Here is a 25625-nt window from a genome sequence, read left to right on the forward strand (position 1 = left end):
TAATAACAATACGGCCCCGATCGGTTTGCAGCGGCTGCACGGTCCAGCCTTTTTTATGACCCTGAGGGCGTTGCCGGAGGATGTGTAGGTTTAACCAAAGACGGTCTGCGAATGAGCTAAAGGCTTATGAGATGATCAGTGGCTATCTGTCCAATTGCCCGCCCTGGAGAGTCCCCGGTAAACGCTTTGAAGTCGCGGATCATGTGCATCTGATCAAAGTAGTTCAGCTGGTGCGCGATCTCGGCCCATGACGGAGAGCCGTCCGACTTCATTCGCAGGGCTCGTTGGAATCGGGCAATACGCACAAGCATCTTAGGCGTCAGCCCCGTGTAATCAAGAGATCTTCTTTCCAGTTGACGTACCGTCATACCTGCCATCGCGGCCACATCGAAGATTTTAACTGTAGGCTCCGGCCCGATCAACTGATTCAGGGCTCGGTGAACCTTCTCCAGCGGCCTGCGGGATGCCATTGCGTTGGTCAGGAAGTGATCAAGCAGGATCACTCGTTCGGGAAAATGTTTGGTATTTCCGAGTTTTTCGAACAGATCGGACACATCGCTACCCAACACCGAGTGGCCCTCAATTCCTAGGTCAGCAAAGACCAATGTCGGAATTCCAAATACAGCATGGAAACCTTGGGGTCGGAACAATACCGTTAGCGCCTCCACGTGATCACGAATGATCAGACAATATGTGCGTTGACTCATCGGTCCAATAATCCCTATTTCTGGTGAGCGGAGCGTGATGTCACTGCCACAGACCGGCACCTCAAAGTGTCTTCCGAATTGAAATTCGAGCATGACGCCCAATCGTGCAACGACTGGCTCCGCAATGTTTCGATCGACGGGCCCGGACTCGCGTTGGACATACGACCGGATGTAGCGGCGCAATGGAGGATGTGGCAAAGCGGACTGGACTTTGAGCACGGCAACAGCCTCTCGGAACAAGTTGATTCTATTACCCATCTTCATATTGGGTGTGGATCGCAATCCAGCTTCCTTACATTACTCCAGTATGGGAGACGTCTTATGCGTGCTCCCAGCACGGGTCGACGTTTACAGGAATGTCGCATTTGTACTATACGGGCCCCATGTTGTAACGGAAAGTGGGGTCACGACTGGTCAGCATCGACCAGATTCTGGAGGCAACATGATTAACGATCAGCAGGACCTAAATAGGAGTCAAGGAATGAGTAGGCGAAAGGCACTGCGTTTAGCCGGAGCTTTTGCGACGGCCTTCTCGCAAGGCGCAGCCAAGACTTTGCTGGCAGAAATAGTGGACACTCAGGCAACTGAACAAGTGGGCCGCCGTATAAAGATTCCCGCAAAGCCGGCACCTATTGAGGTCGACTTATCCAAGACTGCCGTGATCGTCATCGATATGCAGAACGACTTCGTCAGCAAGTCAGGGATGCTGGACCGTCTCGGAGCCGACATTTCCATGATTCAACGTGCAGTAGCCCCGACGTGTCAATTGATCGCGGCGGCGCGAAGACTTGGGATGACAATCATCTACTTGAAGATGGCTTTCAAACCAGATCTGTTGGATGTCGGACCCGAGGGCTCGCCCAATTGGATCGCTCATCAATACGCAGGAGTTGGCAAAACGATGACGGCACCAGACGGCAGGGCTGGTCGAATACTAGTCCGCGACACCTGGAATACGGAGGTTGTGGCAGAGCTTGAGCCGAAAGCGAATGACATCCAGATCTATAAGCATCGTTACAGTGGTTTTTTTGAAACCGATCTCGATGCCAGGTTGAAGCAACTCGGCGTGCGGAAGCTTCTCGTCACCGGGTGCACGACAAGTGTTTGTGTCGAGTCCACAGTCAGGGATGCCATGTTCCTGGACTACTCGTCGATCGTGTTAGAAGATTGCGTGGGTGAGCCACTGGGCAATGACCTCGCAAGGACTAATCACGAAGCCTCACTCTACGTAATTGCTGGCCGGAATTTTGGGTGGGTGTCAAGCTCGGCGCAAGTTATCGAATCGATGAATCAACATGTAAATCTGCATCGAGATGGGGGACACCGCCTGCGGATGGGGAACGCTCAACCCCCGCAACGGCAACAATCCCTCGGTTGACGGCTGAAGATCAGCGGCCACTTCACCCACGATGTCGCTTTTTTACTATGTGCGATCTTCTACAAGTCCGATACTCCGTAGAGACAAAGGTGTCCAGATGAAAGTCATCATTGCCGCAAAACGGATGTTTCTTCGAGTGTTCAAAGTGTTCTGTTGGGCCTTTCTGATGGCGCCCATGGCCCACGGGGTCACATGTGAAAGTCTGAGCCGCCTACGGCTATCGGAAACCACGATCACGCTTGCGAAATTTGAGACGGCAAGCACGTATAAGCCGGATGCCTGGCGAGTGAAAGGCCCTTTACCTCCAACGTCAGATGGGCTGCCGTCGTTCTGCCGTGTTGTGGCGGAGATCACCCCGGTCCCCGACTCGAAGATCCTGATTGAAGTATGGATGCCGGTTACTGGCTGGAATGGCAAGTTTATGGGAGTTGGTAACGGCGGCTGGTCAGGTCAAATCTGGTCTCCGTTTATGGGCGCGGCTCTTCGACGAGGTTACGCAACCGCCTCCACGGATACAGGACACGAAGGCAACGGCGAGGATGCAGACTTCGCCTTGGGCCATCCTGAGAAAGTAATCGATTTCGGATACCGGGCCGTCCATGAGATGACACTGAAAGCAAAGGCTATCATTGCGGCTTACTACGGAGGCGCACCGAAGTTTTCTTACTGGGACGGGTGTTCTTCTGGTGGCAGACAAGGCTTGAAAGAAGCGCAGCGTTTTCCAACGGATTATGACGGCATCATTTCGGGCGCTCCTGCGAACGCTATGGCCCATGTGAGCTCAAGTGGCGTCTGGATTGCCCAGTCGAACCTCGAAGATAATAGGCGTATTCTCTCTGAGGACAATCTGCGTTTACTGCACCAAGCCGTATTAGAAGCCTGCGACGCTCGTGACGGTGTAAAAGATGGGGTCATCGATGATCCTGAAAGTTGCCATTTCAACCCCAACATGCTGCTTTGCAACGAATCAGGCTCAAAGGCCTGCCTTACTGCGTCACAGATTCAGGCGGCTGCAAAAATCTATGCCGGGCCCAAAAACCCTCGCACCGGAGAGCAGGTCTTTCCCGGACTGTCACGCGGAAGTGAGTTGGGGTGGGGAGTGTTCGGGGGCATGTTGCCGGAGCCTCCGATCGTGGCTTCCTACTTCAGGTTCTTGGTCTTCAAATATGCGGCTTGGGATTTCCGTGACTTGAACTTCGACGGTGATATCGCCAAGGCCGATTCGCTAGACAGTGGGACCATCGCAGCGACCGATCCAAACCTAAAGGAGTTCTTTGCCCATGGCGGAAGGCTTCTCCTTTACCACGGTTGGAGCGACCAGATGATAGCGCCAGAAAATACGGTCAATTATTACAACTCGGTAACCGCAGTCAGCGGGGCCAACTCTCAACAGTCTGTTCGTCTATTCATGGAACCCGGAATGGGTCATTGTTCTGGGGGCGAGGGTCCGTACGAATTTGATAAAGTCAGCGCTCTGGAGGATTGGGTGGAACGGGGGAAGGCCCCAGAGCTCATTGTGGCAGCGCACTTTCCCGGTGATCCTTCTGTTCACAGTCCCGATAGGACGCGGCCTTTGTGTCGCTATCCAAAGAAAGCCCGTTATAAAGGGGTGGGCAATACCGATGAAGCGTCAAGCTTCACCTGCACAAAATAAGGCGGCCAAAAGAGATTAGGACGAACCTCCGGGCGCTTTGGCTTGAAGCTTTTCATTTAGTAATGTGTGGTTCTACGGGTCCGGGGGTCGGAGATGAGTATGTATAAGCTGTGGGCCGTGCCGATATTGGTATTCCTTATCGCGGTTGGTGATCACCCTTTCGTTCGCGCTCAATCGTCCGGTAACCCCGCGCTTCCATCATGCGGCGCTGGCGACGTCAAGGATGGCAATCCGGGCACAGGGCCCTCAGTAATCAAAATTAAGTTTCGACCCGGCTGTGTCATTCCGTGGCATTGGCACACGCCGAACGAGCGCGTCGTTATGATCTCCGGATCGGCCAAAGCTGAGATGAAAGGCATGGCCCCCGTCATGCTCAAGCAAGGAGATTTCATTGTGCTTTCCGCTAAGCAGGTTCATCAGTTCACGGCTACGACGGCGGTAGAGATTTATGACTTTTCAGATTCGCCGTTCGACATCCATTATGTGGATGCGACTGGCAAAGAAATTCCCTATCAGGATGCGCTCAGATCCACGCAACCGGCTGCTACAAAACCTTAGGTTAGCAGGCAGGGGTACCCGCGCCTCAATTCGCGGGCGCCGACGAGTTCCAGCCATTGATGTTGGCTGAAGCGAGTATCTCGTAGAAAGTCATGGTGAAAACATGGTAAAGGTTACTATCCTATATCCGAACTCTTTGGAGAGCCGCTTTGACGTTGATTATTATCTCGAGAAACACATGCCACGTTCTATCGAGCTGTTGGGTGCCGCCCTTAAGGGTGTGTCGGTGGAGATCGGAATGGCTAAAGATTTGACGGGCGGACTACCTCCTTTCGCCGCAATCTGCGCGTTTACCTGCGAGAGCCTTGAGGCATTCCTCACGGCGTTTGCGCCGCACGCATCGGAACTGCAGGGTGACATGGAAAACTACACTGATGCTAGAGCTATCGTTCAAGTAAGTGAACTGCGGATAGAAAACGTAAAGTACGAACACACGCAAGCACGTAGCTGACTTGGCGATTAGATCTATTTTCCCCGGAGGTCACGGCGCACACTTCCACCGAAGCGTGCATCACCTTCCAGCTTTATCTCTCAACACCAAGCGGAGCGATGGCAGACCAAGGCTGCAGGTCTCCACTCTGCTCAATGGTTGTTGTCGGTGCGCTACCCGCGAGGCTTTGGAAATCTCGGATCATATGCATTTGATCAAAGTAGCCCAATTCATGTGCAATGCTCAGCCAAGAACGACCTGAACCGAGGCGTTTCGCATCAAGCGCCCGCTGGAACCGAGTAATCCTTGCAAAAATTTTTGGTGTCATTCCCAGATCGTCCGTGAAGCGGCGCTGGTATTGTCGAATGCTTAAGCCGCTGAGATGGGCGAGTTCTTCGATGCGCGTTGCACCCTTGCTGCGATAGAGTTGGTTTGCACTCCTCATGATGTCTGTGCGAACGCAGGCTGCTTTCGCCAGAGGCAGGAGAAAGCGTTCCGCGATCTCAATACGCTGCGAGAAGGACTTGCTTTCAGCCAGTTTTTGCCACAGATGGTCCGTCGTCTTTCCAACGAGCTCTTCTCCTGCAACATCGATATTCGCATGGACCCTCGATGGAATGTGGAAGAGTTGCCACAGGGCGAGTGGCCGCAGGAAGATGCCGAAAGCAAGGATGCTACCGCTAAAACTTGCGCACCCAACGCCGGGTAATGTTTGCGTGCCCAGGATATGAAATGGTGCAACGGTCCGGCTGCTGCCATCCGCATACTTAAGTGTTTCAAGATCCCGGAAGTTAAAAGAAAGGATGGATTCAAGTGAAGCCATAGGAGCCTGGTCGAAAATTGCGTCTCCGCCTACGGCTTCACGTTGAGCGAAGCAGCGGACAAACTCGCGAAGCTCCGACCGGGGTGGAGCAGCCTGAATGGTTCGCACAGGGGTACCTCCCCATCACCGTTTCTAGGTAATCACTCTAGCAAGTCTGTTCGTATTATCCAACCTAGATGCCGCACGCATCATTGTCGAACAAGACGATTGGCGGCCCTGATGAACGCGCATCCCGGGGTTATCGGCTTTGATAATGACAACCAATCGCCAACGCGCTCAACGAGCAATCAAAAACCACTCTTTAACCTCGGAAAGTCGTGTCGCCGGTACCAGTGCGTTCGGGATGCGGCGAGGCAAGTGTTGCAGATGCCTCCATCGCATCTCGCGATGGGAACTCATTCGTTCTCGCCTGCTTCGTGTCGCTGTCTATGAGGACGGCCACGTCGAGCGGCAGATCATATGTGTTGAGGCATCGCGATCACCGAGAAGAAAGCAACATACATTAAACCCGATTTGAATCCCGAACCCTTCTTCTTAAGTTAGTCATTGTAAACAACTTATTAGTGTAAGTTGCTCGCCAGGGAACCACTAGCTCTGAAACCAAAGGGGATATTGGCTTTTCCACAATTTTCCCCAAGTTCTTCCCCAAGCGTAATTAAAGGATGTGTATCCTGGTTTACTGCACTTCGTCGGACTTACCTCTGCGATCGGACGAAGCGGACGTGAACCGGAATCTCTCCTACGTTTTCGCTAGCAAGTCTAAGAAGACCTCGAACCGCGACTCAATCTCAGCGGCCGAAGCCGTCGAGTAGCCAAGCTCTTTCGCCAGCACTTCAAGCTCCGGCTTCCACTCCGCTGCGATCTGAACGGTCGGCGGAAAAACATGGGTAGCGCGTTCCTCGAACACCTGTTCCGCCGCCGCTCTTACTTTCTTCGCGTCCAACTTGCCGAGCATGTCGATCAACAGAATGTCGAGAACGTAGCGGGCGCGGCGCGCAGAGTATGGCCCCGTGCAGGCGTGAAGTTTTTGAGCGACTTGTTCGCTCAGATTGAGGCAGCGGATCGGAGATGGGACGCGTAACCCCATCGCGGCAAGTCCTCGAATTGTTGGCACGACAAATTCCACCGCGCCCCGTCCAGATGGTCCCAAATCAAAGTCGATCGTTTGCCACGCGCGGGTTCGGTATCGGATGGCGACCAGTCGAACCGCGTCCACCTTGTCCATGTTCAAGCGCTTCCTTTTCAGGAGAAAGGTGAACTCATCGAAGCCCAACGCAACGGCATCCTGAAATGCCCGCAGTCTCTTTGACCGTTCGACCGGCACACCAATCCGATGTACTTTGTCGCTCGTGCTCCCTCGGCGAATCTGAGTTCAAGAGCACCGCCCTTCAGGTCGTAGCTGTCGAGGATACCTTCGCTCACCGCTCGTTCAAGAACGCCGCAAAGCGGCGAGAAGAAAACGCGACGGCGAAGACGCTCCTGCGCGACGCCCTGCTCCTTGGCGACTCGGGCTAGTGTCTTTTCGAGGCGTTCAACTGGTTGCGCCACGATGCACCTTCACCTGGTTCCGTTCGTTAAAGGTGAGGAGACAGATGAAATCCGGGTAATGAATCTCCGAAGCCTAGTTGCCTCGGCGTTATTGAGCAGTCCCTCGCGGAGAGCGTCGCTAACGGACTGCCGTGCAACATCGGTTCGGTGCGTCGCCACGAGAACATCCATGATGCTGCGGGTCACGGTCGTAACGGGTAGACCTTCATGCTCTCCGATGTCTTGCGGAGAAAGAACGGCTCTGTGGATCGCTACCCACTCCGGGCACTGCCGACGCATTCTTGCCGAGGTGGGAACTGTAAGGTTTACGCGCGATGGATTCGAATCGGAGATGCCATACAGTAGCAATGCTGTCTCATGCGAAAGGGCGATGTCTTCTGGCCCTTGGCTGGCCTTCGCCCACAGCACGGCTTCGCGGTATTGAGCCAGACGGTCTGACGGGTAATGAGCAATCCGATAGACCCCCCTGGTCATGCGTTCCAACCGGCCACGCTGGGCAAGACGGACCAAGACGGAATCCTGTATGCCGGCGGCGCGCGCCTCTTTCGATGTGAGTAGGCCGGCATGCTCTTCGGCGAGTGCAAACAGTTCGTCCATGCGGGTGCGCGGCATTCCCTGTTTTTTGCCCATCACACCCGGGATGTCAATATAGTTCTACTATTGAATGATATTGACAATTCCAAGAGGTGACCGTTGTACTTTAGCTGGCACTTGAGACCCGGTCGCTGTTCACATGAGCGTTTTCTATGAGCAGGTCACTGGTGTCAAGGGTTTGTTCTTTGTTTTTTCCTTTATTGGGCTTTTGCTTTTGTTGTTGTTCTCGGATTCGTTGCTCTCCACCGGGTTTCTATTCGCACTCTGTATGAGCTGTCCTGGTGCAAGCTCGGTGCCGGTTGGGGTTCGAGAGGAGAGTCGATGCTGCCATTTATCGGTCGGCCTTCGAAGACCAAAACGCTCACGCAGTCATCGGAACACGGTGTCGTTGCAACGGGTGAACCTATCGATCTCTCAGGCAGCTTGTTCATAGAACGGGATGTACGGCTCTTGCGTGTTCCAGAGGTGATGAAGCAGCACGGCCAGCTTGCGTGCTACCGCAACGACTGCCTTACTCTTGGCCTGCTTGCCACCTCGGGCGGCTAAGTGCAGACCCCACTGTCGCAGCGCCGAGTCTCGTCCGTGCGGTCGAAGGATGTGGTTCGAGCACTCGATCAGTAGACTTCGGAGATAGGCGTTGCCGGCATGAGTGATGCCAAGCTGAGGATCATGATCTCCGGACTGACTTCGACGCGGCCGTAGGCCCAGATAACAACCAACATCGCGACTTCGTCCGAACCGCTCCTTGCTTCCGAGCGTTAGCACGAAGGTTAAGGCGGTGAGGTGGCCGACGCCGTGAACCTTCAGCAGCGCCTGCGTCTCCGGATACTCGGTCTGGCCGAGCTGCTGTATCTGCCGGTCGTACAGCTTGATCTTTACTGTCATCTCCGCGATCTGCTGAAGTACCGGACCGAGCGCCTGTGCCAGTCCAGGCGGTATAACGGCCAGGCTGCGCTGGGCGAAGCACGTTGTGGCGGAGGCAGGCATACGGTGGCCGCACGACTTCGTCAGGCCACGAACGGCGTTCACCGCAGCGGTACGCAGTCGCACCAGCAGCGCTCGCGCACGGATCAGAGTCAGAGCCTGCTGTTGCTCGACCGTGCGATGGGCGATCGGACGAAGGATGTTCGGATCAAGCCGGGCATATCTTGCCAGCTTCTCAGCATCGACCTGATCGCTCTTCCGGTCACTGTGGGAGATCGCCCGCAACTCGCGTACGTTCGCCACGATGACTTCGTGACCAAGTTCCTGCAACTGTGCGCTGATCCAGATCGAGTGTGTCCCAGCCTCCATTGCAACCCGCGCTGGAGCCACGACAGTGAACCACTTCTCGATCGCCTTCGGGGTAGTTCTGAAGCGGCCACGGTCGACCACTTCTCCGTCCTGGTTGAGGGTGCAGTAATGACTCCAGACATCGCCAATGTCGATGCCGATCGTTAACTCGACCTTGGCTTGCCTGCGTGGAACTTCAGCGATGAGGTGTTGCGCTGGATTCTTCATGGGAACAGTCTGCTCCTCCTTCGGAGGACCTGCTCATCCCATTTATCGGGAGTAAGGGCCCTCTTGTACGAGAGGCTCGCCCAAGCGGACGGTTGGGATGAGTTTACTCCGCGTAGCCGCGCATTGCTCAGGTGACTGTGGTGCCTTCTACTTCCGACTTAGCTCTAAAAACTCAAAGAGGCGTTCGATCGTCTACCTTGTGTCGACGAAAAGAGATAATAACGCATGGTAAAGATGGTTAGAATCATCCTTGATTCGTGGCGCATCGCAGCGTTGATGATCGTGCTCCTTTGCACCTCTTCGTGGTGCGCCTCAGGCAGACCTCAAGTGAGCCCGGCGCCACCCGATGCGCTTTCCCGCTTGGTTGCTCTGCATCTCGCCCATCAGGAAGGAAAGGTCAACGCTTACTATTCGAACGGCCTCAAGGCCCTGGCGCTTCGCGATCAGGCAAAGATTGCGGCCTGCGCAACCTGGTACAGTCAGCAGCTCCATATATCCCTTCCTGTCACACTCGCCGTGCTCAACAAGGGTGACTGGGATCGGATTGGGCGTCTAGCGGACTACCCCATGGCCGAAGCGTTTCCCGAGGAAGGCAACGTCATTTTCATGCCCGAGTCCTTCGCCAGCTTTCCAGGGCAAAATACCCACGCCGATCTTGGAAAGAAGCTGGACTTCATAGCCTTGCATGAGACCGGGCATCTTTATCAACGTGCTTTAAATCTCCAAGGACCCGACCTCTTCATGCAGGAGTTCTTTGCCACCATGATGGCGACCGCGTACGCCCTTGAGTTCCGGCCCGAACTTCTCTCAAACACACTCAACTCCCGCACCGGCACAAAGCAGCGCTACACCTCATTCGAGGACATGGATCTCATCTACGACGGGGTTGGATTCGATAACTACGACTGGCTCCAGGTAGAGACGGTAAGGCTGGCGGTCATCATCGTGAAAGGTCAGCACCTCGATGAACTCGTAAAGAGAATGCAAGCGGCCTTTCCTGAAGGCCATGCAATGTCGAACGCAGAGGTCTTCCACAATCTCGAAGCGATCCGGCCCGGCGTCACCGCTCAGGCCGGAGAACTCGCCCAGCCCACCACCCTGCCTCCCATTGTTCCCGGCGAATGTCTCTCAGCGCCCGGGACGGAGGAAGGTATCGGTCACTTCGGGGTCAGGAATGCCTCCGATCACGGCATCTCCGTCGTGGATGATGGCGTGCCGGCCGTTCTACCCCCCGGCTACACTGCCGAGCAAGGCAAGATTGGCTCTCAATTCAAGCTACCCTCGGGCAAATGTATTACCTATCCAAAAACGCCCGGGTACATCCTTCTAAATTGAGCAGCGGCTGCGTTCCTGGAACGATGAAACGCTCTATGGACATCAATAGCTTCCAAATGACACAGTCAGATATCCAACACCCGCAGGCACCCGGATCGGTAATGATAAGTCTTAGTGCTGTATCTGAACCGCCCCTTGTTGAACGTTGATTGTGCCACACGTCTATGGTGGGGCGGTTCGGATACAGCGACTTGAAGGAAGCCGCTTTCTCCGGGGCCGCTGCTCAATGGGAGTTGGATGGAGTTTAGCTGGTCTGGTGGGCTGGCATCGAGGCTTGCGTAGCCGTTGAGCAGGCTGAGAGCCGAGCGGAAGTGTGCTGGATCTGCTTCGGATGTTCAGTCGAGGAACGTGCTTGCGCTTTCGCTGCAGGCGAGCGCAACTTGAGGCGCGGACGGGGCGGGCATGCTGTCGCATGGGTTGGGTTCGAGGCTGGAGTTGAGTGAGCATGCGGCGGCTCCCTCCTGCTGCGGTGGCGAGCGAGGAAGCAATTGAACTGAAGAGAGCCGCCCGACGATGCGCATGGTTCCGCTGCAGAGCGAGCACTTGAGAAGCATGGCGGTTAGCTTGGCTTCGTCTGTGATGTTTTCAGCTCTGGCGTGATCAGCTGAACTACCGAGCAGTCTGAAGCAGAGCGGCAGCAGCTTCGCTGGTTGCCGGTTGGCGAGGAAGGCGAAGTTGCGGATGCGGACGAAGCCGCGTGGCACGAGATGCAGCAGGAAGCGGCGCAGGAACTCGTCTGCGGGCAGGCTCATGACGCACTTCCGGGTGCCATGCGCGGAGTCTCGCCAGCGGAAGCTGACCTTGCCGTCAGCGAAGGAGACCAGCCTGCTGTTGGAGATGCCTACGCGATGGGTATACGCACCGAGATAGCGCAGCGCGTGCTCGGGTCCGCCGAAGGGCTGCTTGGAGTAGACTACCCAGTCGTGACGGAACAGGACTCTGAGCCAGGCGGTGAAGCGGCATGGTTCAGAGAGCGATGCGAGGTGTCCGTGGAACTCCAGCTTGCCTTCGCGGAACGCAGCCTTAAGCCCGGCGAGGAACTTGCCCCGGAAGACACGGCCGAGCACCTCGACCGGAAGGAAGAACGTACGGCGCGAAGAGATCCAGCTGGCATGATCCGGTGCAAGGCCGCCGGCGGCGATGACGCAGTGAACGTGCGGATGATGCTGCAGCCGCTGGTTCCAAGTGTGGAGCACGCTGAAGAAGCCGATCTCCGCGCCCAGATGCCGAGGATCGCGTGCGACCTCGAGCAGCGTGGCGGCACTCGCATGATTCTCGAAACGACGCGAAGGTTTATGGCGGAGCGTATGAAAGCGATCATCAAGACGACCAACGCAGATCACCTTCCAGCTCTGACCATGCCGAAGCCCGTTATCGACATCGTTCTTGAGGCCGCCACATCAACTCTCGCAGGCTAATCTGCTCCGAGCTAGAAGCAGCTTCTTCCGTAGCTATGGGACTCCCCCACTAACGATTCTCACAATTCGCCTAAGCCCAAACCTTTTCACCCTGAACTCGGCGGCGTCCAACGGTCCTCTTGCCCCGCTGAGCCTTGGCAATTGGGATGTGTTCCTTTTAGTTGTGGCGGCGAATTCTATAAGTGGAGGTCTCCTCGCAGACTCTAACTCTGCCGGCCATCTGACAAGAATCGTTCCAGATGTAGTTAGCGCTTCAACGCTATTTCTATACTTCAACGCATTCTCGAGCCAAAGCGCGTTCGCTGTCGCATGACCCAGCGCAGTATTGTCAAAGATCACCCAGGCTTCTGCCGATACCGTTTGTGCCTCAAGCAGGTGAAGCTTATCAGCTAGCGCCTCTAAGCAATTCTGTTCGTAGTTTGAGTAGTAGGTGCGCGGAGTTTTGTGAAGACCCCAATAGTTCAGGCCTGACCACCCTCCAGGGCGGTCGGCTTGTTCGGACCCCTTTGGTGGATGAGCCGTCTTCTCCTCGTCCTTCCTTTACCAAATTACCTTGAACCTCAAAGGCTCCAAGAGTTCCAGGGTGTCCACTGACCAGGTGGGCCCACGCGGAAAGATAAATTCACTGAAAATGGAAGCCACGTTGAGACCCTGCTTTCTGGTGGTGAATCGCGAATTCTCAACGGTATATCGAGCCGCAAGCGTGTCATAGAGACGGCCAAGTTCAATGTCATTTCGGCCTACAGTTCGGCAGATGCAGTGGAAACTCTAGCGGCATACCCGGCGATCACTGGCGCTTTTGTCGATCAACACCTGGAAGGCATTCAGTGGACTGATTTAGTCTCCAAACTGAAGCAAATAAAGCCGAGTCTACCGATCATTGCGGTCGGCATCCAGGGCCATTGCGGCCCTCCTGAATACCAGTCGAGCGGTTCAACCCCGCAAAGCTCTTGTATGTGCTTCAGAGTTGCTGCCTGGGGAGACTGCCGCGATCGAACAGACGAACAGAACATTGAGCGAATCTGAAAGCCGAACGTCTCTAATCGAATGGAACATATGACCGTACGGGGGCGTTGAGATGGCGGTAAGCCATGATCCGGTGGGGACTCAACCAAGAGTTTGAAGGCAACTTGATCCTCAGCAGATTTGCGGCTTGCAATAGCGCGAATCCGACGATGTAGCAAATGATCCGCAGCGCTGCAAATTTCTCTTTAGGACTGAGGAGGATTGCCTTGATCGAGCCATTGACACTCTTTGCAAAGATAGTGCCGCAACGACAAATAAGGTTCTCAGATCGCTCCGTTGGGACACAGTAGAGCATGAGCCAGACATGGCCGCAGGAGCAGGTCCGCTCGTCAAAAGACATCTCGCTGTCCATGGGATGCCCCTTAGTTTTACTCGGAGTCGCTGGCCACTTTCTTGATGCTGTGCTGCTTAGTCGGATCGTCATAGGTCAGCCTAAAACTGCCTCCATTGTCTGAGCGTTGGAGCTGTTTGAAATTTTGGCGGAAAGTACCGCCGAGGCGGTCCCCCAAAGGGAACCGGCTCGCTTTTACATACGGCGACTTGTCCACCGTCATCTTGGATGCTATAGGAGGTGTTACAGAGACATTCTCTCCTGTGATTCACTGGCGTGGAAATTGCACGTTTGAGGGACAAACTGACTCGATGTGGAGCTCTTCGCAAAGAGATCCTATCGGGCGAGTTCCATGGATTAGTCGACATCTTGCCCGGCGATTCCCTAGCACTTGCAAGCAAGTGTTTCAAGATCCTTCGGGTTCGCGACGCGGACCTTACTGCGGGTATATTCGATGAGACCTCGATTCTGCAACTTCCCCTTCGATCGCCGATTGTGGGCCGCTAGGATCGGTCAGGCTATTTTCAGGAATTCTGATTCAGCGTGAACTAGATAGGGCAGGCATCTATAGTGATCGGCGTCTTTGGATCGCTATCTAGCACTAAGGGATCCACCTTTAGATCCTCATTCTTGCGGACGAACGAACCTCTCAGAGCAGGTCGAACGTCGTTAGGTCCGCAATAGTAGCTTGAGAGGCATCACGTCCTTCGAGGGTGTAAGTTGGTGCTTCTGAAACTAGAACGGGTGAAAGTTCTGTGCCCCGTCTAATTTCACCATGCCAGTCGTAAGTAGATTCGCCATTGATACCTCCTACCAGATCTTCACGAGAAGACCTTATCTGGAGCGTCGTTCCGAAATGCAAGCAAGTTTTCAAAAAATGACGGCCTCGACTCTTTTGCGGAAGAAAAAAGGTTAAGCAGCCGGCAACAAGGAAGCAGCAATATGAACAGCTAATCGGCGGAGCGCCACCTGTCGGGTCCGCCGCCTGACATATGGCGGCCCGCTCGGCATCCGGATAATCCTCCAGATTCAGCTTCTTTGCGTGGTCGATCGCTTCCTTCTGGGCGCCATGCACGCCGCTTGCCCGGTGGGCGCCCTTCTCCGTCGTCGGGAATTTGCCTTCGGCATTTTGCTCGATGAAGAAAATGCTTTCCTGTGCTCATGCTGTTCCCCTTTGCGGTGGACGATATCAGATTGCGCTATTCTCGCGGCATACGCCGCGTGAAAGCTATCGGTCTTCACTGCGGCGGCGTGGGCAGGCTTGCGCGCTTAGCGTTCGATGCCGGCCTGCCGCAGTTTTTCTACTTCGCCGCAGCTCGTCCAGCTCGAGGTCGCTGAGGGTCTCGATATCGACCATCTGTTCGCGCGCCTTGTCGATCGCGCGTGCATTCCGGTTCTGCGTGTTCTGGATCAAGAACAGCATGAGGAAGGTGACGATGGTCGTGCCGGTATTGATGACGAGCTGCCACGTATCTGAGTAGTGGGATAGCGGCCCGGTCAGCGCCCAGACGGCGATGATGCAGCCCGTCACCCGCAAAGGCCCATTTGGAGCCGAGCCAGCCGGAGGCGGACGCTGCAAATCTACCGAACCAGTCATTCGTCGTGGGTTCTGGACGTCGACGGGCCGCTTGCTCATAGGTCGTCACCAATCGATCGAACGGTTAAGACGCGCGCTGGCGCAGTGCCGACGCGGCCTTCTTCTCGTCTTCCTTGCTCTTCTTCTCTGAATACTTTTCCTTGCCGGTCTTCGGGCTTTCTTCTTCTTCGGGTTCGCCGGCCGCCGCTTCGAGGATTGGCTGACCCGCCGCAAGGATCTTGGCGGCCGCCCCGGTCTCTTCATCCAGGGTTTCGGTGAGAAGCCCGGTCACGTCATCCAGGCCGAGCACCTTGGTCATGGCGATCGCGGCGGTGTAGCCGGCGATTTCGTAATGCTCCGTGCGCAGGGCCGCGCCGATGATGCCGGAGTCGAAAGATGCGCCTTCCTCGCCCTTTTCGAGCGCGTCCGCGCCCTCTTCGATGACGCCTTCCATGCCGTTGCAATGCTCGCCGGTCGGCTTCTTGCCGAGGATCTCAAAGACCTGCTTGAGCCGCAGGACCTGGCACTTTGTCTCTTCGAGATGCGCTGTGAAGAGAGCCTTCAGCTCCGGGTTTCTCGATCCCTTGGCTAGCTTCGGCAGGGACTTCACCAGTTGATTTTCTGCTGAATAGAGGTCGCGCAATTCGTCGATTAGAACGTCCTTCAGAGCCATGATTTCCCTCGATAATGGAAGCGGAGTATGAACCATGCTCTGAGATGGGGCAGCCAATCGGCCTGTTGTACAGACTAATATTTTTCGAGAGATTTTAAGTTTCATCGAAGTCGGCCTTCGCCATTTTCTCGAGTGCTGACCTCATATCCGGTATGGCCAAGTCAAGATGCTTCTTGACACGCGCCGCCTCGCCTCCTTCAAACGGTCGGTCTATCTGTCCATGCGACCCTGGCTTTACGAGAGGTGCAGGCGAAGCTGGCAAATCGATTAAGCCTATGGGTTCCTGATCGTCTGTCACACCGTGTCCACGGATTGACGGCAGGTCCTCGCTGATCTGGCCGGAAAGGCCGCTATTCTGGTCTATCAGGTCGAAACCCTGATTCCTCCCGCGATCTCATTGCACAGGCAGCCGCAGCCAGTCGATAATCTATGTAGCTTATCCGACATAAGGGCGTAGAATTGCATTGGGCCTAAGCCAACTGCGCGGAAAGCTACCACTCAAAGCCGTCTTTGGTGTCTGCCGGACGACCTCCTGGGTCGTTCAGAAGGCGAGACAGTCATGAACGGCGGCGGATTTGAAAACGGGTTGCTGCGCAGGTTCGACGGAGAGATCATCCGCCGCCTCGATCTTCGACCGCTTGAATTGCCGGTAAATCACGAGATCGAATTTCCCGGCACTTCCATCGATCATCTGTTTTTCATCGAAGAAGGCATCGCCTCGATGACGGCGACATTTGAAGATGGGTCTCAGGTCGAGATCGCGCTCGCAGGAGCCGAGGCTGTACTCGGTACATCGGTGCTGATGGGCACAAAACGCAGCCTGAACCGTGTCTACATGCAGGTTGGCGGGCATGGCTTCACCACCCTGACAGCACGGGCCACTTGCGAATTCAAACGCGGCGGCCTCTTCCAGGACCTGACGCTTCGCTACCTGCAGGCACAGTTCATTCAGTCGGCGCAGACGGCTGGCTGCAATGCCCGTCACTCCATAGAACAACGCCTGGCGCGATGGCTTCTGCTGTGCGCCGACCGGAATGGCGGCCGCGTCCTGCCTCTCTCGCAGGAAAACATGGCCGATATGCTCGGGGTGAACCGGACAACGCTGACCGTCATCGCCGGGCAGTTTCAGCAACGCAGGCTGATCCAGTACACGCGCGGCACGATACAGCTGCTTGACCTCCAGGGGCTGCGGGATGCCGCCTGTGAGTGCTATCTCGTCGTGAAGAACCACCTGCCCAACCTGACGGTGTATGACGACGGAATGCTTGAGGATGCGCCCATCTTGTACCGCTGAAGATATGGACTCCAGAGAGAAAAGGGGCGCTCTATGCACACAGAAGAAGATCGAGGCGGAAATGACGATCTTTCCCTATCCGTGGGGAGCCTGATCATGGGCGTTGCAAAGGCCCTAGTCGATCTGGCCTATCGGGTTGAGGTCGAGATCGTGGCAAGGAGACCGGCACAGTCCTGATCCTCGGAGTTGCGCCTGAAGACCTCGCTAAATTCGTCGGAGAACACGAGCGCATAGCGCGATCTTTACGAATGCTCATAATGGCCGCCGGAAGGAAACACAGCGAGCAGTTCAGGCTCGAAATCTGAGAACATCGCTGATGGGGGCCGCGACACCTCAAAAGGCTATGCCGCTATCGGCGGGGCGCAGCCTCGCTCCGAAGATTGAGGGGGAGCGGTGGGTCAGGCTTCGGCTGCACGCCGGCGTATGTCTTCAGGCTGACGCCGACGATCCGCGCCACCCGGTGCAAGGCGGCAGCCTCGGCCTCGGTAACCTCGGATGGGGAAGTCGAGGCGACGGCCCAACGACTGCGCGGCGCATTTCTAAGATGGGCGGAAAGGTTGGCTAGGTCGCGTAGCAGCGTTTCTATCGTGGCAATTTTCTCGGCGTTTGTCATGGCGGCAAGGCTAATACTGCTCCAGAACGAGGGGAGCGGGGGTGGCCTCGATCGCGTACCCCTGATTGAGGGCGTTCAATACCTGCAGCCTGGTCGTGAGCCTCTGATCGCCGCCCGCGACAGTAATCCTGTCGCCCTGGGCAAGGCTGGCCGCAAGCGCATGCGTGACATTTTCCACGAGCTGGTCGAGCGTCGAGGCGCTGACTTGCCGAGCAAGGGCGGCCAGCAGATTTCGGCTATGGCGTTCCAGTTCTTTTGCAGTGTTCATGGTCAGTCGATTATGACGCACCCTCGCCGTCGTTCCGATACTCGAAAAGGTAATTTTTCCTACAACTTCTCTGCCAGAAATGTCGGCTGCATAGAGCTCGCCGGCGGCCGATCCGGTGCCGGTGCAATGCAATTGTTAGGGACACGCGCGAACTTTGGAATGCCCTGATGTTGCGAGACCAGGAGCTAGCGGTTCAATTCGTGAGTTGTACTGTGCGCGTCGGCGCATCTAACGATCACTATTCGACCTATGGGTGTTTGGTGAGCTTGGATCTGAGCGTAAGCGCGCTTGGTCCCAGATTTTCCAGAGGTCCGGCTCAAGGACTCGCTCGGAGCCGGTCGCGCCATCGGATCGCGCCACCCTTCTGTTGTCGCGACCACGTGTTGCCAAAAATTGGCAGGATGAATGTCGTCCTCCAGACGAACATCCTCAAATTTATAGGTACAACCGAACACAAAAACCACGCAACTCATTATTGCGACCCGGAGAATGCATGCACAATGGGCATGGAGGTCGAAGATGGTCTTCATGGGCATAGCCGCTATTTGTTTGCTCGTGTTTGCCTTATTGGCCGTAGGCCTTTGCCGCGTTTGTAGTGATCGAAATCAATGCCGAGCGCAAACCGCTAGAGACATTAAATGTTCCGCTAGGTCCTCTTCTGCTCGCTGAAGAAGCTCTCTATTCATCATTGTCCACACGATTGGCGCTTTTGTCGGCAGTCAGCCTTCTAGTCGGATCGTCCAATCCTTGTCGTCAAAGGAGATGGGCGTGAAATGCTAAAGACCTCCCGGCTGCAGGCTGAAATACTTCCGCTGTGCCATTGCCGGTGCACCTAGAACGTCCGATGCGAACCGCGATGCTCGTGAGCAGCGTCCAAGTGGACCTCCGTGTCCGGACCAGACAGTACGAGATTTCGGCCTTAGCCTCACCGTCAAGAAATCAGCCAGCAGCTTGAAGCAGGACTAGGTTATATTCCGGTAGATGGCGATAATTATTTTGGAGAACGCACCCAGACCGGCGAGCGCAAGAGCCAGCGTCAGCAGCCGTTTGCGCAGCTTACTCCGCGCCAGCTGCTCGGATTGACGCCTGGATGAGAAGGAAAAGAAGGTGGCCAGCCTGAAACAGAGAAACGTCTGCAGCAAGCGCGATTTGGATCGCATTGAACATCAGACTTCGCAGAGGTGATTCATTGAACAGTGGATCCCACGATCGGAAGGGTCAAACCAGAAGACATGTCCGACAATCTACTTCGTTCGTGAGCTGTTAGCAGCAAACGTTGTATGGCATCAGGAGCAGGAGTCGAAGGGGGATCTCCCGGATAGGTGGGCATATCACTTCACCACGCTTCCATCTCAGAGGTCGCTGGGGATCAAACTGGTGCAGGTAGACAGCGAATCTGAGCGGCCCGGTTCCCTGAACGCAATTCCTCTTCCGGTCTGTCAGGGTGTCTCCGTCTTCTGAGAGAAGGCCTTCGTCATATCCCACCTGCATCGGTTTGGGATCATCCGGAACCTGGGTCTGCATCTGTCCGAACCGGCTCATATCAAAAGGTTCGTCCGTACCGTCCACGATGGCTTCGATCAATACAAGCTTGTCGAAGTACTCTCGCGTGCAGTCCCTATCGTTCATGACCCGAAATTGCTGGTTCCATGTGTCGGAAGTGATATGCGGTCGATATACACCTATGATTTTCAGCGTCGGTCCCGTCATTCGTAATCCTCATGGCTAGCGTAGCGCTCTGAATGAAAGTCCGCTCGTCCTCCACGTCGGTTATACGCAGGAGCGGCCCCAACCATCTAGGATGCCGATAAACTATCCGTGTGCTGACGATCTCGGAGTCTCTCTCCGGCGGCCAGGCTGACCGAAGGCCAGCATCCAACGACCGAACAGCAGCTCGTTCGCCATCAACCAGCGAAGACCTACGAGCACCAGTTCGGAAGAGAAGTGACCCCGGTCGAGCACCGGGCAGGATGGAATGGAACTTTCTCAGCCCCGAGGTCTGTTTCATTGACGGCGTTGTTGGAGAAGACGACCGCGTACGCGAGCCGCACCGCAAAAGTATCCGGATTGCATTGAGTGAACTGGAACGTACACCCAGGCCCGGATCGCGAACATTCAGGCACCGGAGCTGACGGGCAAGTTCGCCGCCGCAACCTTTGAACACGACATCGCCCGTCCGTCGACGGTTATGCCCGTCCCCAGCTTCACACCCATGCCGTGATGTTCAGTGTCACCGAACGCGAGAACAGTCAGACGGGTGAGCTCAAGACAGTCGCTCTTCAGGAGCGCGGCCTCTTCCAGCCGCAACAGTTTGCGACCACGGTCTACCGAACCGAGCTTGCCGCAAACTCCAGGACCTGGATTACAAATGGCAGTGGCCATGTGGGTTGGTACGAACTGCTCACCGATAATCCTGCAGAGGCTTTTGATTATTATTCCAGGCGCTTCGGCTGGAAAAGCCCACGGCCTCTGAACAGGTTGTATGGACCGTAACATCAGAAATATCCACGACAAGATCATAATGCTGGGCAGGTTTTATTCATTCTGCTCACCATTCAAGATTCAGAAGGTCTGAACACATGTGCGCCACCCTCGAGTGAGATCATAACTTTATCGCAGAAGCTTGGGGCGCCTCACGGCGCCCGGTATGATTACACTGCCTTGCGACTCTTGACCGCGCCGGTAGCTGGAGCTTCGCTTCTTTCTTGTCTTTTCCTTGACCGCGACCTTGTGCTTCACCATTAGGCGTTGACGGCGGTATCAACCTTGTATATTGTCGCCGCCTAATGAAGCGCATTTGGGCCGTTGATGCGCCCGACCTTAAGGACAAAACTGACTTCTGCGAGAAAACGCGAGAGTGCTCCCTAATCGGCATGACGGAGGAAGACGGGAAACAGTTTGTGAGCATATCGGTTTCAACGCTCTTTATGAATGCCGTGTTGTCGCGTGCGTCACGCACACATGTTCTGTGCCGAATCATGCTTGATGAAGACCGCTCGAGGGGCGTTCAGGGTTCCCGTCCGCGCACCGATACTAATCATGGCATCAGACTGCGATGGATGGTGCTTAAGCCAGACAACTGACGCATCACTCCTTGGTATGATTTACGTAAGGGAGAACCAATGACCGAAAACATTATCGCCGCACTCGACGAAGAAATTGCGTCATTACAGAAGGCCAGGTCGATTCTCGCCGGGTTGTCCGCACCAGCACCGCAAGCTGCAACGCCTACAGGTCGCCGTGGCCGCCCGAAGGGATCGAAGAACGCTACGAAATCCGTTGCAGTTACCACGCCAGTGACCAAGAAGCGCGTTCTCAGCGAAGAAGGCCGTGCCCGCATATCGGCAGCTCTGAAAAAGCGTCATGCCGCTAAGAGAAAAGCCGCGAAGAAGGCGGCTGGCGAACAGTCGGCGAACTAACTAATAGGTCGGCCGAGCATGCGGTCGGTAACCTCAATCGATTACTACTGCACACGATTCCCACAGCGATGTCAGTGCTTCTTTACGGCGTCGCAGGGTACGATCTTCCACGTTGCACTTGGAGGAATTGTGCCCTGTCCCATTGTAAGAATTTTGGAAGTTGACAACGACTGGCTTCAATCTCAAAAGCTTTGCGCCCGCAGAGAAGGAAAGCTCACCTACTCGTTCGACGCTGCACAGACTGAGAATGAGCAGCGACTCAAGGTGCACATGGCTGACTGCGATTCATGTAAGCGCCGCGTGGCCTAGCATTCGTTGCACTTGCCGCAGTCATTTCAGCGTTCCGCAAACGCGTCCAGCGGTCGTTGTTTATGCCGATTACCTCGGGCCGCAGGTCGACGAGCCTCCTCGCCAGCATGATATTCCATTTTCCGTGTATATTCGGGCGAAATTTTTCGAGTAGCGCCATGCCTCCCTTGCAGGCTGGCATTTTTTCCAAAATCCACTTGTCTCGGAATTCTGTACTTGCAATCATTAGCGACCACCCCTCCAATTTCGAAACCACGCGTTTCATTCATTTTCTCATCTGAGCATGCGTTTAGAATCACTCTCACCGGGCCAACCAATCTGCGACGACGACCAATGGTGCTGGCGACGATGACGAGTGTTGAGGTGAAAAGATCCAATCAGGAAATGCAACCCGCGAAATACCCCCTCTTGGAGAAAGAGAGTGAACCGTTGTCATCTCATCGCGACTATCAAGACATTCAAGGGTTCGCCTCAGAACTGGTAAAGGCGATACTCAGGAAACCAAATTGGGATCGCCTCGCAGAGCTTTTCTAAGCAGAGACACGCCCCGGTGAAGTTCCGCGCGACTGCATCCCGCAAAGCCAAGTATGAGCGCGGGGGGCTGTGTGTATGTTCTTGTGAACGTGGAGAGCGCTACGACCTCTAGCCCCATCGCTCTTGCCGCTCCGGCGGCTTCTTTGTCAGAAGCTATGCTCTTCAGCCATCCGAGGGTACGCATCCCTGCTCCAGCTTGAACGACGTCCAGCGTTCCATTAAGTTGTTTGTCTGCGGCAGCCTTCAAAATATCCATGCGTTCGGCGTAGAGCTGACGCATGCGACGAACGTGGTGGCCAAAGTGGCCGTCGGAGATGAACTCTGCCAGAATGGCCTGATCAAGCGTAGGTGGATGCCGGTCCACAAAACTGCGAGCTGCCGCGAACGCGTCAACGAGCTGTTCTGGTAACACGATGAATCCCAGGCGTAACGCATAGAAAAGCATCTTGGTGAAGGTTCCGACGTAGATGACACAGTTGCTCCGATCAAGCGCTTGCAAGGAAGCGACGGGACGACCGAAATAACGATATTCCGCATCGTATTCGTCCTCAATGATCCAGGCATTCGCGCCAGCAGCCCATCGAAGGAGTTCGACTCTGCGGTCTGCGGACATCGTAACGCCCATCGGAAACTGATTCGCTGGGGTGACATAGGCGAGTTTGGCTTGAGGAGCCATTTTTCTTCCAGCCTTGACGATGAGCCCCTCTTGATCTACTGGCACGGGGACAATTCGACCACCCGCCGATACAAATGCCTGAGAGGCGCCGGGGTATCCCGGATCTTCCATCCAGATTTTGTCTTCGGGGTCGATCAGGAAGCGCGCGAGGAGATCCAGTGCCTGCTGACTGCCGGCTGTAACAATGATCTGCTCGGGCGAGCAGCGGACTCCACGCGAGGCGCCTACATACTCCGCTATAGCGCGGCGCAGTGGCTGATGGCCCCTGGCATTGCCCTTTCCATAAAGCGAACGGGGAGCACGACGCAGCACGCGGGATGCAACGCGGGCCCACAACTCAGTCGGAAAAAGATCGATGGCTGGTTCGTAGTCACGGAACGCGCGACCAACGTGAAGTGGTGCGGATATTACATCGGTCTTCCTAAGATATCTCTCCCCCCATTTCGAGAGGCGAGCCTTTGATTGACGAGACCCACTTAATAGATCCGGTGTGCTCTTATCGGACACGGCGCGCCCGGTCGCCCCTAAAGCCACATAGGTTCCTGAACCTACCTTTGTGTGCGTGTACCCCTCGGACTGCAGTTGATCAAAAGCTGTGACGACCGTTCCGCGTGACAGCGAGTACTGGCTGGCAAGGCTGCGCGTCGAAGGCATGCGCGCACCCGGCTTCAGACGCCCATCCAGGATGGCGGCCCTCAACTCGACGTACAGCCACCGCCACAGATCCTGTCCCTCTGGAGGAGAACCCGCTGAGAAGTCTTGGAACGTCGCTTCTTTACCCATCTCTCACCCAATCAAAAGTGGACCAATCCAAAGCTCGATTATGGACCTTTTCGACCAGCCAATCCACCGTTAGTCTTAGGTGGGACCTACTCGGGGAAGATCTTTTTTATCAAACGACATTGCCGAAGCGCACAAGTCGCTCTAAACGAGTGATTCAGCTTTTCTGAAAGAAGAACGCAAGAGGGATCGCCAAAAATGAGACGGATAGTACTCGCTATGTTTCTGATGACTGGAATGGCTCATGCTCAAGGGATGAAGAGTACGCCACTGTTCACCAAGAACCTTCTGGATATCCCGGGTAAAGAAGCGGCGATGCTCACCGTTGAGTACCGGCCCGGATATGAGGGCACAATCCATCGGCACAATGCTGACGTGTTTGTCTACGTTTTAGAGGGCTCGATCGTAATGCAGGTACGCGGCGGCCCTGAAGTGACACTCGGACCTGGTGAAACTTACTTTGAAGGACTTAACGATGTTCACGTAGGCGGCAGGAATGCGAGCAAAACTAAATCCGCTAAGTTCCTGGTCATTGCAGTTAAGAAGCAAGGCACTCCACTTGTAGTCCCAGAGAAACAAGCAAAGCAGTAAATGCTTTGGGAGTGGGTGACCGAAGTGCAACTCGACCTGTTTGAGATTCGATTAGGACATACGCACACATGAATGCTAGAACTCGACCGATTAACCCGCGTCTCTTCCGGCTAATACCACCCTTAGCCTGCCTCATCTATCCGGCGCTGGTGTCATGCATTTCAGGCGTGTCACCGTTCTTCTTGGTACCTGTAATCCTAATTCCGATTTGCTGCGGTTACGTTGCGTTCCACCTTGCCGGCAGCGGGTTTTTGAAAACGAGTGCGATTGCTCATTTCGCTGTTGGGGCGCCTGCACTGTATTCCCTCATGGGGCAGTGGCTCGATTCGCAGAAGCTATTTCCGTTTCACGCCAACGAAATCTGGATCGCGTTCTGGTTGTTGTTAACAGCCCTATGTCTAGCTGACAGACCGGCCATCCGCTCTCAACCCTCCAAATCCTCCCGCCTTGCGACGATCCACGGAATTTGTGCTGTTCCAATCATGCTGTTCGCGGCCCTTCACCTTACGAATCATTTCGTAGGCCTGTGGGGCGCCCAAGCGCATATTGCCTTCATGCGTCAGGCTCGTCGTGTTTACCGCAATCCTGCGGTAGAAATTGCTCTCGTGTCCTTTTTTGCATTCCAATTTGCTACTGGGATTGTATTGACATGGAGAGGCATCGCCCGGGGGCTCGCCGACGATTGGATGAAGCGACTTCAACGGATCTCGGGGGCGTATCTTGCCGTCTTTGTCATGTCGCACTTCAGTGCTGTCGCACGTGCAAGGTATCTCCAGCACAGCGACACGAATTGGACTTGGCTCACTTCCTACAATCTCCTCACGGATAAATGGAGTGCCCGGCTCACACCGTACTACTTCCTTGGCGTCGTTGCGTTGAGCGTCCATGCGGCGTGTGCCGTGCGCTTCTTGCTGATGGCCCACGGCACCAAGCCGTCAGCAGCGAATCGGATCTTTGGCGTACTCGTGGGTTCTGGATCGATTGCTGCTATAGCCATTATGGTGGGCCTCGTTCGAGGTTCAATCCATATGTGATGCGCCGATTCTTCCGGAAGTCAACCAAGGGGCTTGAGAGCGGAATGAGCACTCCCGACAGGAGGGGTTGATGGAGTCAGCAGCATTGATAGCTACAGCATCGCGTGGACTTCCGCAATCCCCTTCACGGAGAACTTGAGGCAAGCGTTAGGAATCGAATCAGGGTTGAGTTTCAAGGTCGGTGGAGACGATCAGCATCGCCAGCCACAGCTGACTCATCAAGAATCTCTAAGTTCTTGGATTGTCAAGCGCTGGCCGGATTGCCACCGCTTGACTCTGAAATTTGGTGAGTTGTGGGAATGAGGGCCATTACCCTTCGAATGTCCCATCCATTACGCTCCTGTCTTTCGCGATGGCGCCCGTCGGGACGAATGTTCCATCGCCATTGCCGAGATATATGGTCACCGTATTATCCGCGGAGTCCATCGCGGCGAACTCAGGCTTCCCATCGCCATTGAAGTGTAAGCGTCCTGTGTGGGCCGGGTGTACAGGGCTTGGTTGAGCCGAGATGATGTGTGGATGGTTGAGGTTGATCTGAGTGGTGTGGGCGCAGGCC

25 protein-coding genes and 1 pseudogene are annotated in these 25625 nt (G+C 55.3%); 13 read left to right on the forward strand and 13 right to left on the reverse strand.

Annotated elements, in window-relative coordinates; all coding sequences use genetic code 11:
• Positions 1 to 116 precede the first annotated feature (116 nt).
• Positions 117 to 971: a helix-turn-helix domain-containing protein gene (locus tag HDF16_RS25080; protein WP_348641429.1), complete on the reverse strand. Its 855-nt coding sequence runs from the start codon at positions 969 to 971 to the stop codon at positions 117 to 119.
• Positions 972 to 1149: 178 nt separating this feature from the next.
• Here HDF16_RS25080 and HDF16_RS25085 point away from each other — a divergent pair, with 178 nt between their 5' ends.
• The 4 genes from HDF16_RS25085 (at position 1150) to HDF16_RS25100 (ending at position 4748) form a co-directional block, all read left to right on the forward strand.
• Complete coding sequence (locus HDF16_RS25085) at positions 1150 to 2085, forward strand: cysteine hydrolase family protein (RefSeq protein ID WP_221313159.1); 936 nt, start codon at positions 1150 to 1152, stop codon at positions 2083 to 2085.
• Positions 2086 to 2182: 97 nt separating this feature from the next.
• Complete coding sequence (locus HDF16_RS25090; RefSeq protein WP_184222817.1) at positions 2183 to 3739, forward strand: tannase/feruloyl esterase family alpha/beta hydrolase; 1557 nt, start codon at positions 2183 to 2185, stop codon at positions 3737 to 3739.
• Between the two features lie 99 nt (positions 3740 to 3838).
• Positions 3839 to 4297 carry a cupin domain-containing protein gene (locus HDF16_RS25095; RefSeq protein ID WP_184222820.1) on the forward strand — a complete coding sequence of 153 codons (459 nt, stop codon included), beginning with the start codon at positions 3839 to 3841 and terminating at the stop codon, positions 4295 to 4297.
• A gap of 103 nt (positions 4298 to 4400) precedes the next feature.
• Positions 4401 to 4748: an EthD family reductase gene (locus tag HDF16_RS25100; RefSeq protein ID WP_184222822.1), complete on the forward strand. Its 348-nt coding sequence runs from the start codon at positions 4401 to 4403 to the stop codon at positions 4746 to 4748.
• Between the two features lie 73 nt (positions 4749 to 4821).
• On the opposite strand, the gene HDF16_RS25105 is transcribed toward HDF16_RS25100, so the two are convergent.
• From HDF16_RS25105 to HDF16_RS25125, 5 genes are all read right to left on the reverse strand, one after another.
• Entirely contained in the window at positions 4822 to 5550 is a 729-nt protein-coding gene (locus tag HDF16_RS25105; protein ID WP_184222824.1) for an AraC family transcriptional regulator, read from the reverse strand.
• Positions 5551 to 6289: 739 nt separating this feature from the next.
• Positions 6290 to 6874, reverse strand: a complete 585-nt coding sequence (locus HDF16_RS25110) for a nucleotidyl transferase AbiEii/AbiGii toxin family protein (protein WP_348641425.1) — start codon at positions 6872 to 6874, stop codon at positions 6290 to 6292.
• Positions 6793 to 7098, reverse strand: a complete 306-nt coding sequence (locus HDF16_RS25115; RefSeq protein ID WP_184222828.1) for a hypothetical protein — start codon at positions 7096 to 7098, stop codon at positions 6793 to 6795. The genes HDF16_RS25110 and HDF16_RS25115 overlap by 82 nt, the downstream gene beginning before the upstream one ends.
• Positions 7099 to 7107: 9 nt before the next feature.
• A complete protein-coding gene (locus HDF16_RS25120) occupies positions 7108 to 7710 on the reverse strand; it encodes a type IV toxin-antitoxin system AbiEi family antitoxin domain-containing protein (protein ID WP_184222830.1) in 603 nt (200 codons plus the stop codon).
• 396 nt (positions 7711 to 8106) lie between these two features.
• Complete coding sequence (locus tag HDF16_RS25125; protein WP_184222832.1) at positions 8107 to 9192, reverse strand: IS110 family transposase; 1086 nt, start codon at positions 9190 to 9192, stop codon at positions 8107 to 8109.
• A 225-nt stretch (positions 9193 to 9417) separates the two neighbouring features.
• Between HDF16_RS25125 and HDF16_RS25130 the strand changes: the two genes are divergently transcribed.
• Positions 9418 to 10527 (forward strand): hypothetical protein, encoded by a 1110-nt coding sequence (locus tag HDF16_RS25130; protein WP_184222834.1) that lies wholly within the window; start codon positions 9418 to 9420, stop codon positions 10525 to 10527.
• 446 nt (positions 10528 to 10973) lie between these two features.
• Here HDF16_RS25130 and HDF16_RS25135 read toward each other — a convergent pair.
• Positions 10974 to 11795 (reverse strand): annotated as a pseudogene (locus HDF16_RS25135) (IS91 family transposase); the annotation flags it as partial.
• On the opposite strand from HDF16_RS25135, the gene HDF16_RS25140 reads away from it, so the two are divergent.
• Positions 11715 to 11945 (forward strand): hypothetical protein, encoded by a 231-nt coding sequence (locus HDF16_RS25140; protein ID WP_184222838.1) that lies wholly within the window; start codon positions 11715 to 11717, stop codon positions 11943 to 11945. The pseudogene HDF16_RS25135 and the gene HDF16_RS25140 sit on opposite strands and share 81 nt — an antisense overlap.
• 2585 nt (positions 11946 to 14530) lie before the next feature.
• On the opposite strand, the gene HDF16_RS25145 is transcribed toward HDF16_RS25140, so the two are convergent.
• A complete protein-coding gene (locus HDF16_RS25145; RefSeq protein ID WP_246410022.1) occupies positions 14531 to 14938 on the reverse strand; it encodes a low affinity iron permease family protein in 408 nt (135 codons plus the stop codon).
• Between the two features lie 25 nt (positions 14939 to 14963).
• Positions 14964 to 15551, reverse strand: a complete 588-nt coding sequence (locus HDF16_RS25150; protein ID WP_184222840.1) for a ferritin-like domain-containing protein — start codon at positions 15549 to 15551, stop codon at positions 14964 to 14966.
• A gap of 559 nt (positions 15552 to 16110) precedes the next feature.
• Between HDF16_RS25150 and HDF16_RS25155 the strand changes: the two genes are divergently transcribed.
• Together HDF16_RS25155 and HDF16_RS30350 are read left to right on the forward strand one after the other, a co-directional pair.
• Positions 16111 to 16845, forward strand: coding sequence for a Crp/Fnr family transcriptional regulator (locus tag HDF16_RS25155; protein WP_184222842.1), 735 nt, complete (start codon positions 16111 to 16113; stop codon positions 16843 to 16845).
• A gap of 316 nt (positions 16846 to 17161) precedes the next feature.
• Complete coding sequence (locus tag HDF16_RS30350) at positions 17162 to 17410, forward strand: hypothetical protein (protein ID WP_221313160.1); 249 nt, start codon at positions 17162 to 17164, stop codon at positions 17408 to 17410.
• A 58-nt stretch (positions 17411 to 17468) separates the two neighbouring features.
• Here the strand turns inward: HDF16_RS30350 and HDF16_RS25170 are convergent, their stop codons facing one another.
• Together HDF16_RS25170 and HDF16_RS25180 are read right to left on the reverse strand one after the other, a co-directional pair.
• Positions 17469 to 17726, reverse strand: a complete 258-nt coding sequence (locus tag HDF16_RS25170) for a hypothetical protein (protein WP_184222848.1) — start codon at positions 17724 to 17726, stop codon at positions 17469 to 17471.
• Between the two features lie 1263 nt (positions 17727 to 18989).
• Positions 18990 to 19436, reverse strand: coding sequence for a hypothetical protein (locus HDF16_RS25180; protein ID WP_221313161.1), 447 nt, complete (start codon positions 19434 to 19436; stop codon positions 18990 to 18992).
• A 147-nt stretch (positions 19437 to 19583) separates the two neighbouring features.
• On the opposite strand from HDF16_RS25180, the gene HDF16_RS32150 reads away from it, so the two are divergent.
• The 3 genes from HDF16_RS32150 (at position 19584) to HDF16_RS25190 (ending at position 21145) form a co-directional block, all read left to right on the forward strand.
• On the forward strand, positions 19584 to 19802 hold the full coding sequence (locus HDF16_RS32150) for a relaxase domain-containing protein (protein WP_432432283.1): 219 nt from the start codon (positions 19584 to 19586) through the stop codon (positions 19800 to 19802).
• Positions 19803 to 19946: 144 nt separating this feature from the next.
• On the forward strand, positions 19947 to 20219 hold the full coding sequence (locus HDF16_RS31680) for a VOC family protein (RefSeq protein WP_348641426.1): 273 nt from the start codon (positions 19947 to 19949) through the stop codon (positions 20217 to 20219).
• 629 nt (positions 20220 to 20848) lie between these two features.
• On the forward strand, positions 20849 to 21145 hold the full coding sequence (locus HDF16_RS25190) for a hypothetical protein (RefSeq protein WP_184222853.1): 297 nt from the start codon (positions 20849 to 20851) through the stop codon (positions 21143 to 21145).
• A gap of 802 nt (positions 21146 to 21947) precedes the next feature.
• On the opposite strand, the gene HDF16_RS25200 is transcribed toward HDF16_RS25190, so the two are convergent.
• Positions 21948 to 23447 carry a PLP-dependent aminotransferase family protein gene (locus tag HDF16_RS25200; RefSeq protein ID WP_184222857.1) on the reverse strand — a complete coding sequence of 500 codons (1500 nt, stop codon included), beginning with the start codon at positions 23445 to 23447 and terminating at the stop codon, positions 21948 to 21950.
• A 216-nt stretch (positions 23448 to 23663) separates the two neighbouring features.
• Between HDF16_RS25200 and HDF16_RS25205 the strand changes: the two genes are divergently transcribed.
• Together HDF16_RS25205 and HDF16_RS25210 are read left to right on the forward strand one after the other, a co-directional pair.
• Positions 23664 to 24035: a cupin domain-containing protein gene (locus tag HDF16_RS25205; protein WP_348641428.1), complete on the forward strand. Its 372-nt coding sequence runs from the start codon at positions 23664 to 23666 to the stop codon at positions 24033 to 24035.
• Positions 24036 to 24217: 182 nt separating this feature from the next.
• Positions 24218 to 25069 (forward strand): hypothetical protein, encoded by an 852-nt coding sequence (locus HDF16_RS25210; protein WP_184222861.1) that lies wholly within the window; start codon positions 24218 to 24220, stop codon positions 25067 to 25069.
• 309 nt (positions 25070 to 25378) lie between these two features.
• On the opposite strand, the gene HDF16_RS25215 is transcribed toward HDF16_RS25210, so the two are convergent.
• A partial coding sequence (locus tag HDF16_RS25215) for an FG-GAP repeat domain-containing protein (RefSeq protein ID WP_184222863.1) occupies positions 25379 to 25625 on the reverse strand: 247 nt, incomplete at its 5' end.

It is taken from the genome of Granulicella aggregans, from assembly GCF_014203275.1.
Lineage (GTDB): Bacteria > Acidobacteriota > Terriglobia > Terriglobales > Acidobacteriaceae > Edaphobacter.

Excerpts from the sequence above, each read along its gene's own strand:
- HDF16_RS31680 (WP_348641426.1), top strand. The coding sequence starts at position 19,947 with ATGTTCAGTGTCACCGAACGCGAGAACAGTCAGACGGGTGAGCTCAAG.
- HDF16_RS25170 (WP_184222848.1), bottom strand. The coding sequence starts at position 17,726 with ATGAACACTGCAAAAGAACTGGAACGCCATAGCCGAAATCTGCTGGCC.
- HDF16_RS25180 (WP_221313161.1), bottom strand. The coding sequence starts at position 19,436 with ATGACGGGACCGACGCTGAAAATCATAGGTGTATATCGACCGCATATC.
- HDF16_RS25080 (WP_348641429.1), bottom strand. The coding sequence starts at position 971 with ATGAAGATGGGTAATAGAATCAACTTGTTCCGAGAGGCTGTTGCCGTG.
- HDF16_RS25125 (WP_184222832.1), bottom strand. The coding sequence starts at position 9,192 with ATGAAGAATCCAGCGCAACACCTCATCGCTGAAGTTCCACGCAGGCAA.
- HDF16_RS25200 (WP_184222857.1), bottom strand. The coding sequence starts at position 23,447 with ATGGGTAAAGAAGCGACGTTCCAAGACTTCTCAGCGGGTTCTCCTCCA.
- HDF16_RS25120 (WP_184222830.1), bottom strand. The coding sequence starts at position 7,710 with ATGCCGCGCACCCGCATGGACGAACTGTTTGCACTCGCCGAAGAGCAT.
- HDF16_RS25205 (WP_348641428.1), top strand. The coding sequence starts at position 23,664 with ATGTTTCTGATGACTGGAATGGCTCATGCTCAAGGGATGAAGAGTACG.
- HDF16_RS25090 (WP_184222817.1), top strand. The coding sequence starts at position 2,183 with ATGAAAGTCATCATTGCCGCAAAACGGATGTTTCTTCGAGTGTTCAAA.
- HDF16_RS25190 (WP_184222853.1), top strand. The coding sequence starts at position 20,849 with ATGACCGAAAACATTATCGCCGCACTCGACGAAGAAATTGCGTCATTA.
- HDF16_RS25100 (WP_184222822.1), top strand. The coding sequence starts at position 4,401 with ATGGTAAAGGTTACTATCCTATATCCGAACTCTTTGGAGAGCCGCTTT.
- HDF16_RS25095 (WP_184222820.1), top strand. The coding sequence starts at position 3,839 with ATGTATAAGCTGTGGGCCGTGCCGATATTGGTATTCCTTATCGCGGTT.
- HDF16_RS25145 (WP_246410022.1), bottom strand. The coding sequence starts at position 14,938 with ATGAGCAAGCGGCCCGTCGACGTCCAGAACCCACGACGAATGACTGGT.
- HDF16_RS30350 (WP_221313160.1), top strand. The coding sequence starts at position 17,162 with ATGGGGGCCGCGACACCTCAAAAGGCTATGCCGCTATCGGCGGGGCGC.
- HDF16_RS25155 (WP_184222842.1), top strand. The coding sequence starts at position 16,111 with ATGAACGGCGGCGGATTTGAAAACGGGTTGCTGCGCAGGTTCGACGGA.
- HDF16_RS25085 (WP_221313159.1), top strand. The coding sequence starts at position 1,150 with ATGATTAACGATCAGCAGGACCTAAATAGGAGTCAAGGAATGAGTAGG.
- HDF16_RS25105 (WP_184222824.1), bottom strand. The coding sequence starts at position 5,550 with ATGGCTTCACTTGAATCCATCCTTTCTTTTAACTTCCGGGATCTTGAA.
- HDF16_RS25130 (WP_184222834.1), top strand. The coding sequence starts at position 9,418 with ATGGTAAAGATGGTTAGAATCATCCTTGATTCGTGGCGCATCGCAGCG.
- HDF16_RS25150 (WP_184222840.1), bottom strand. The coding sequence starts at position 15,551 with ATGGCTCTGAAGGACGTTCTAATCGACGAATTGCGCGACCTCTATTCA.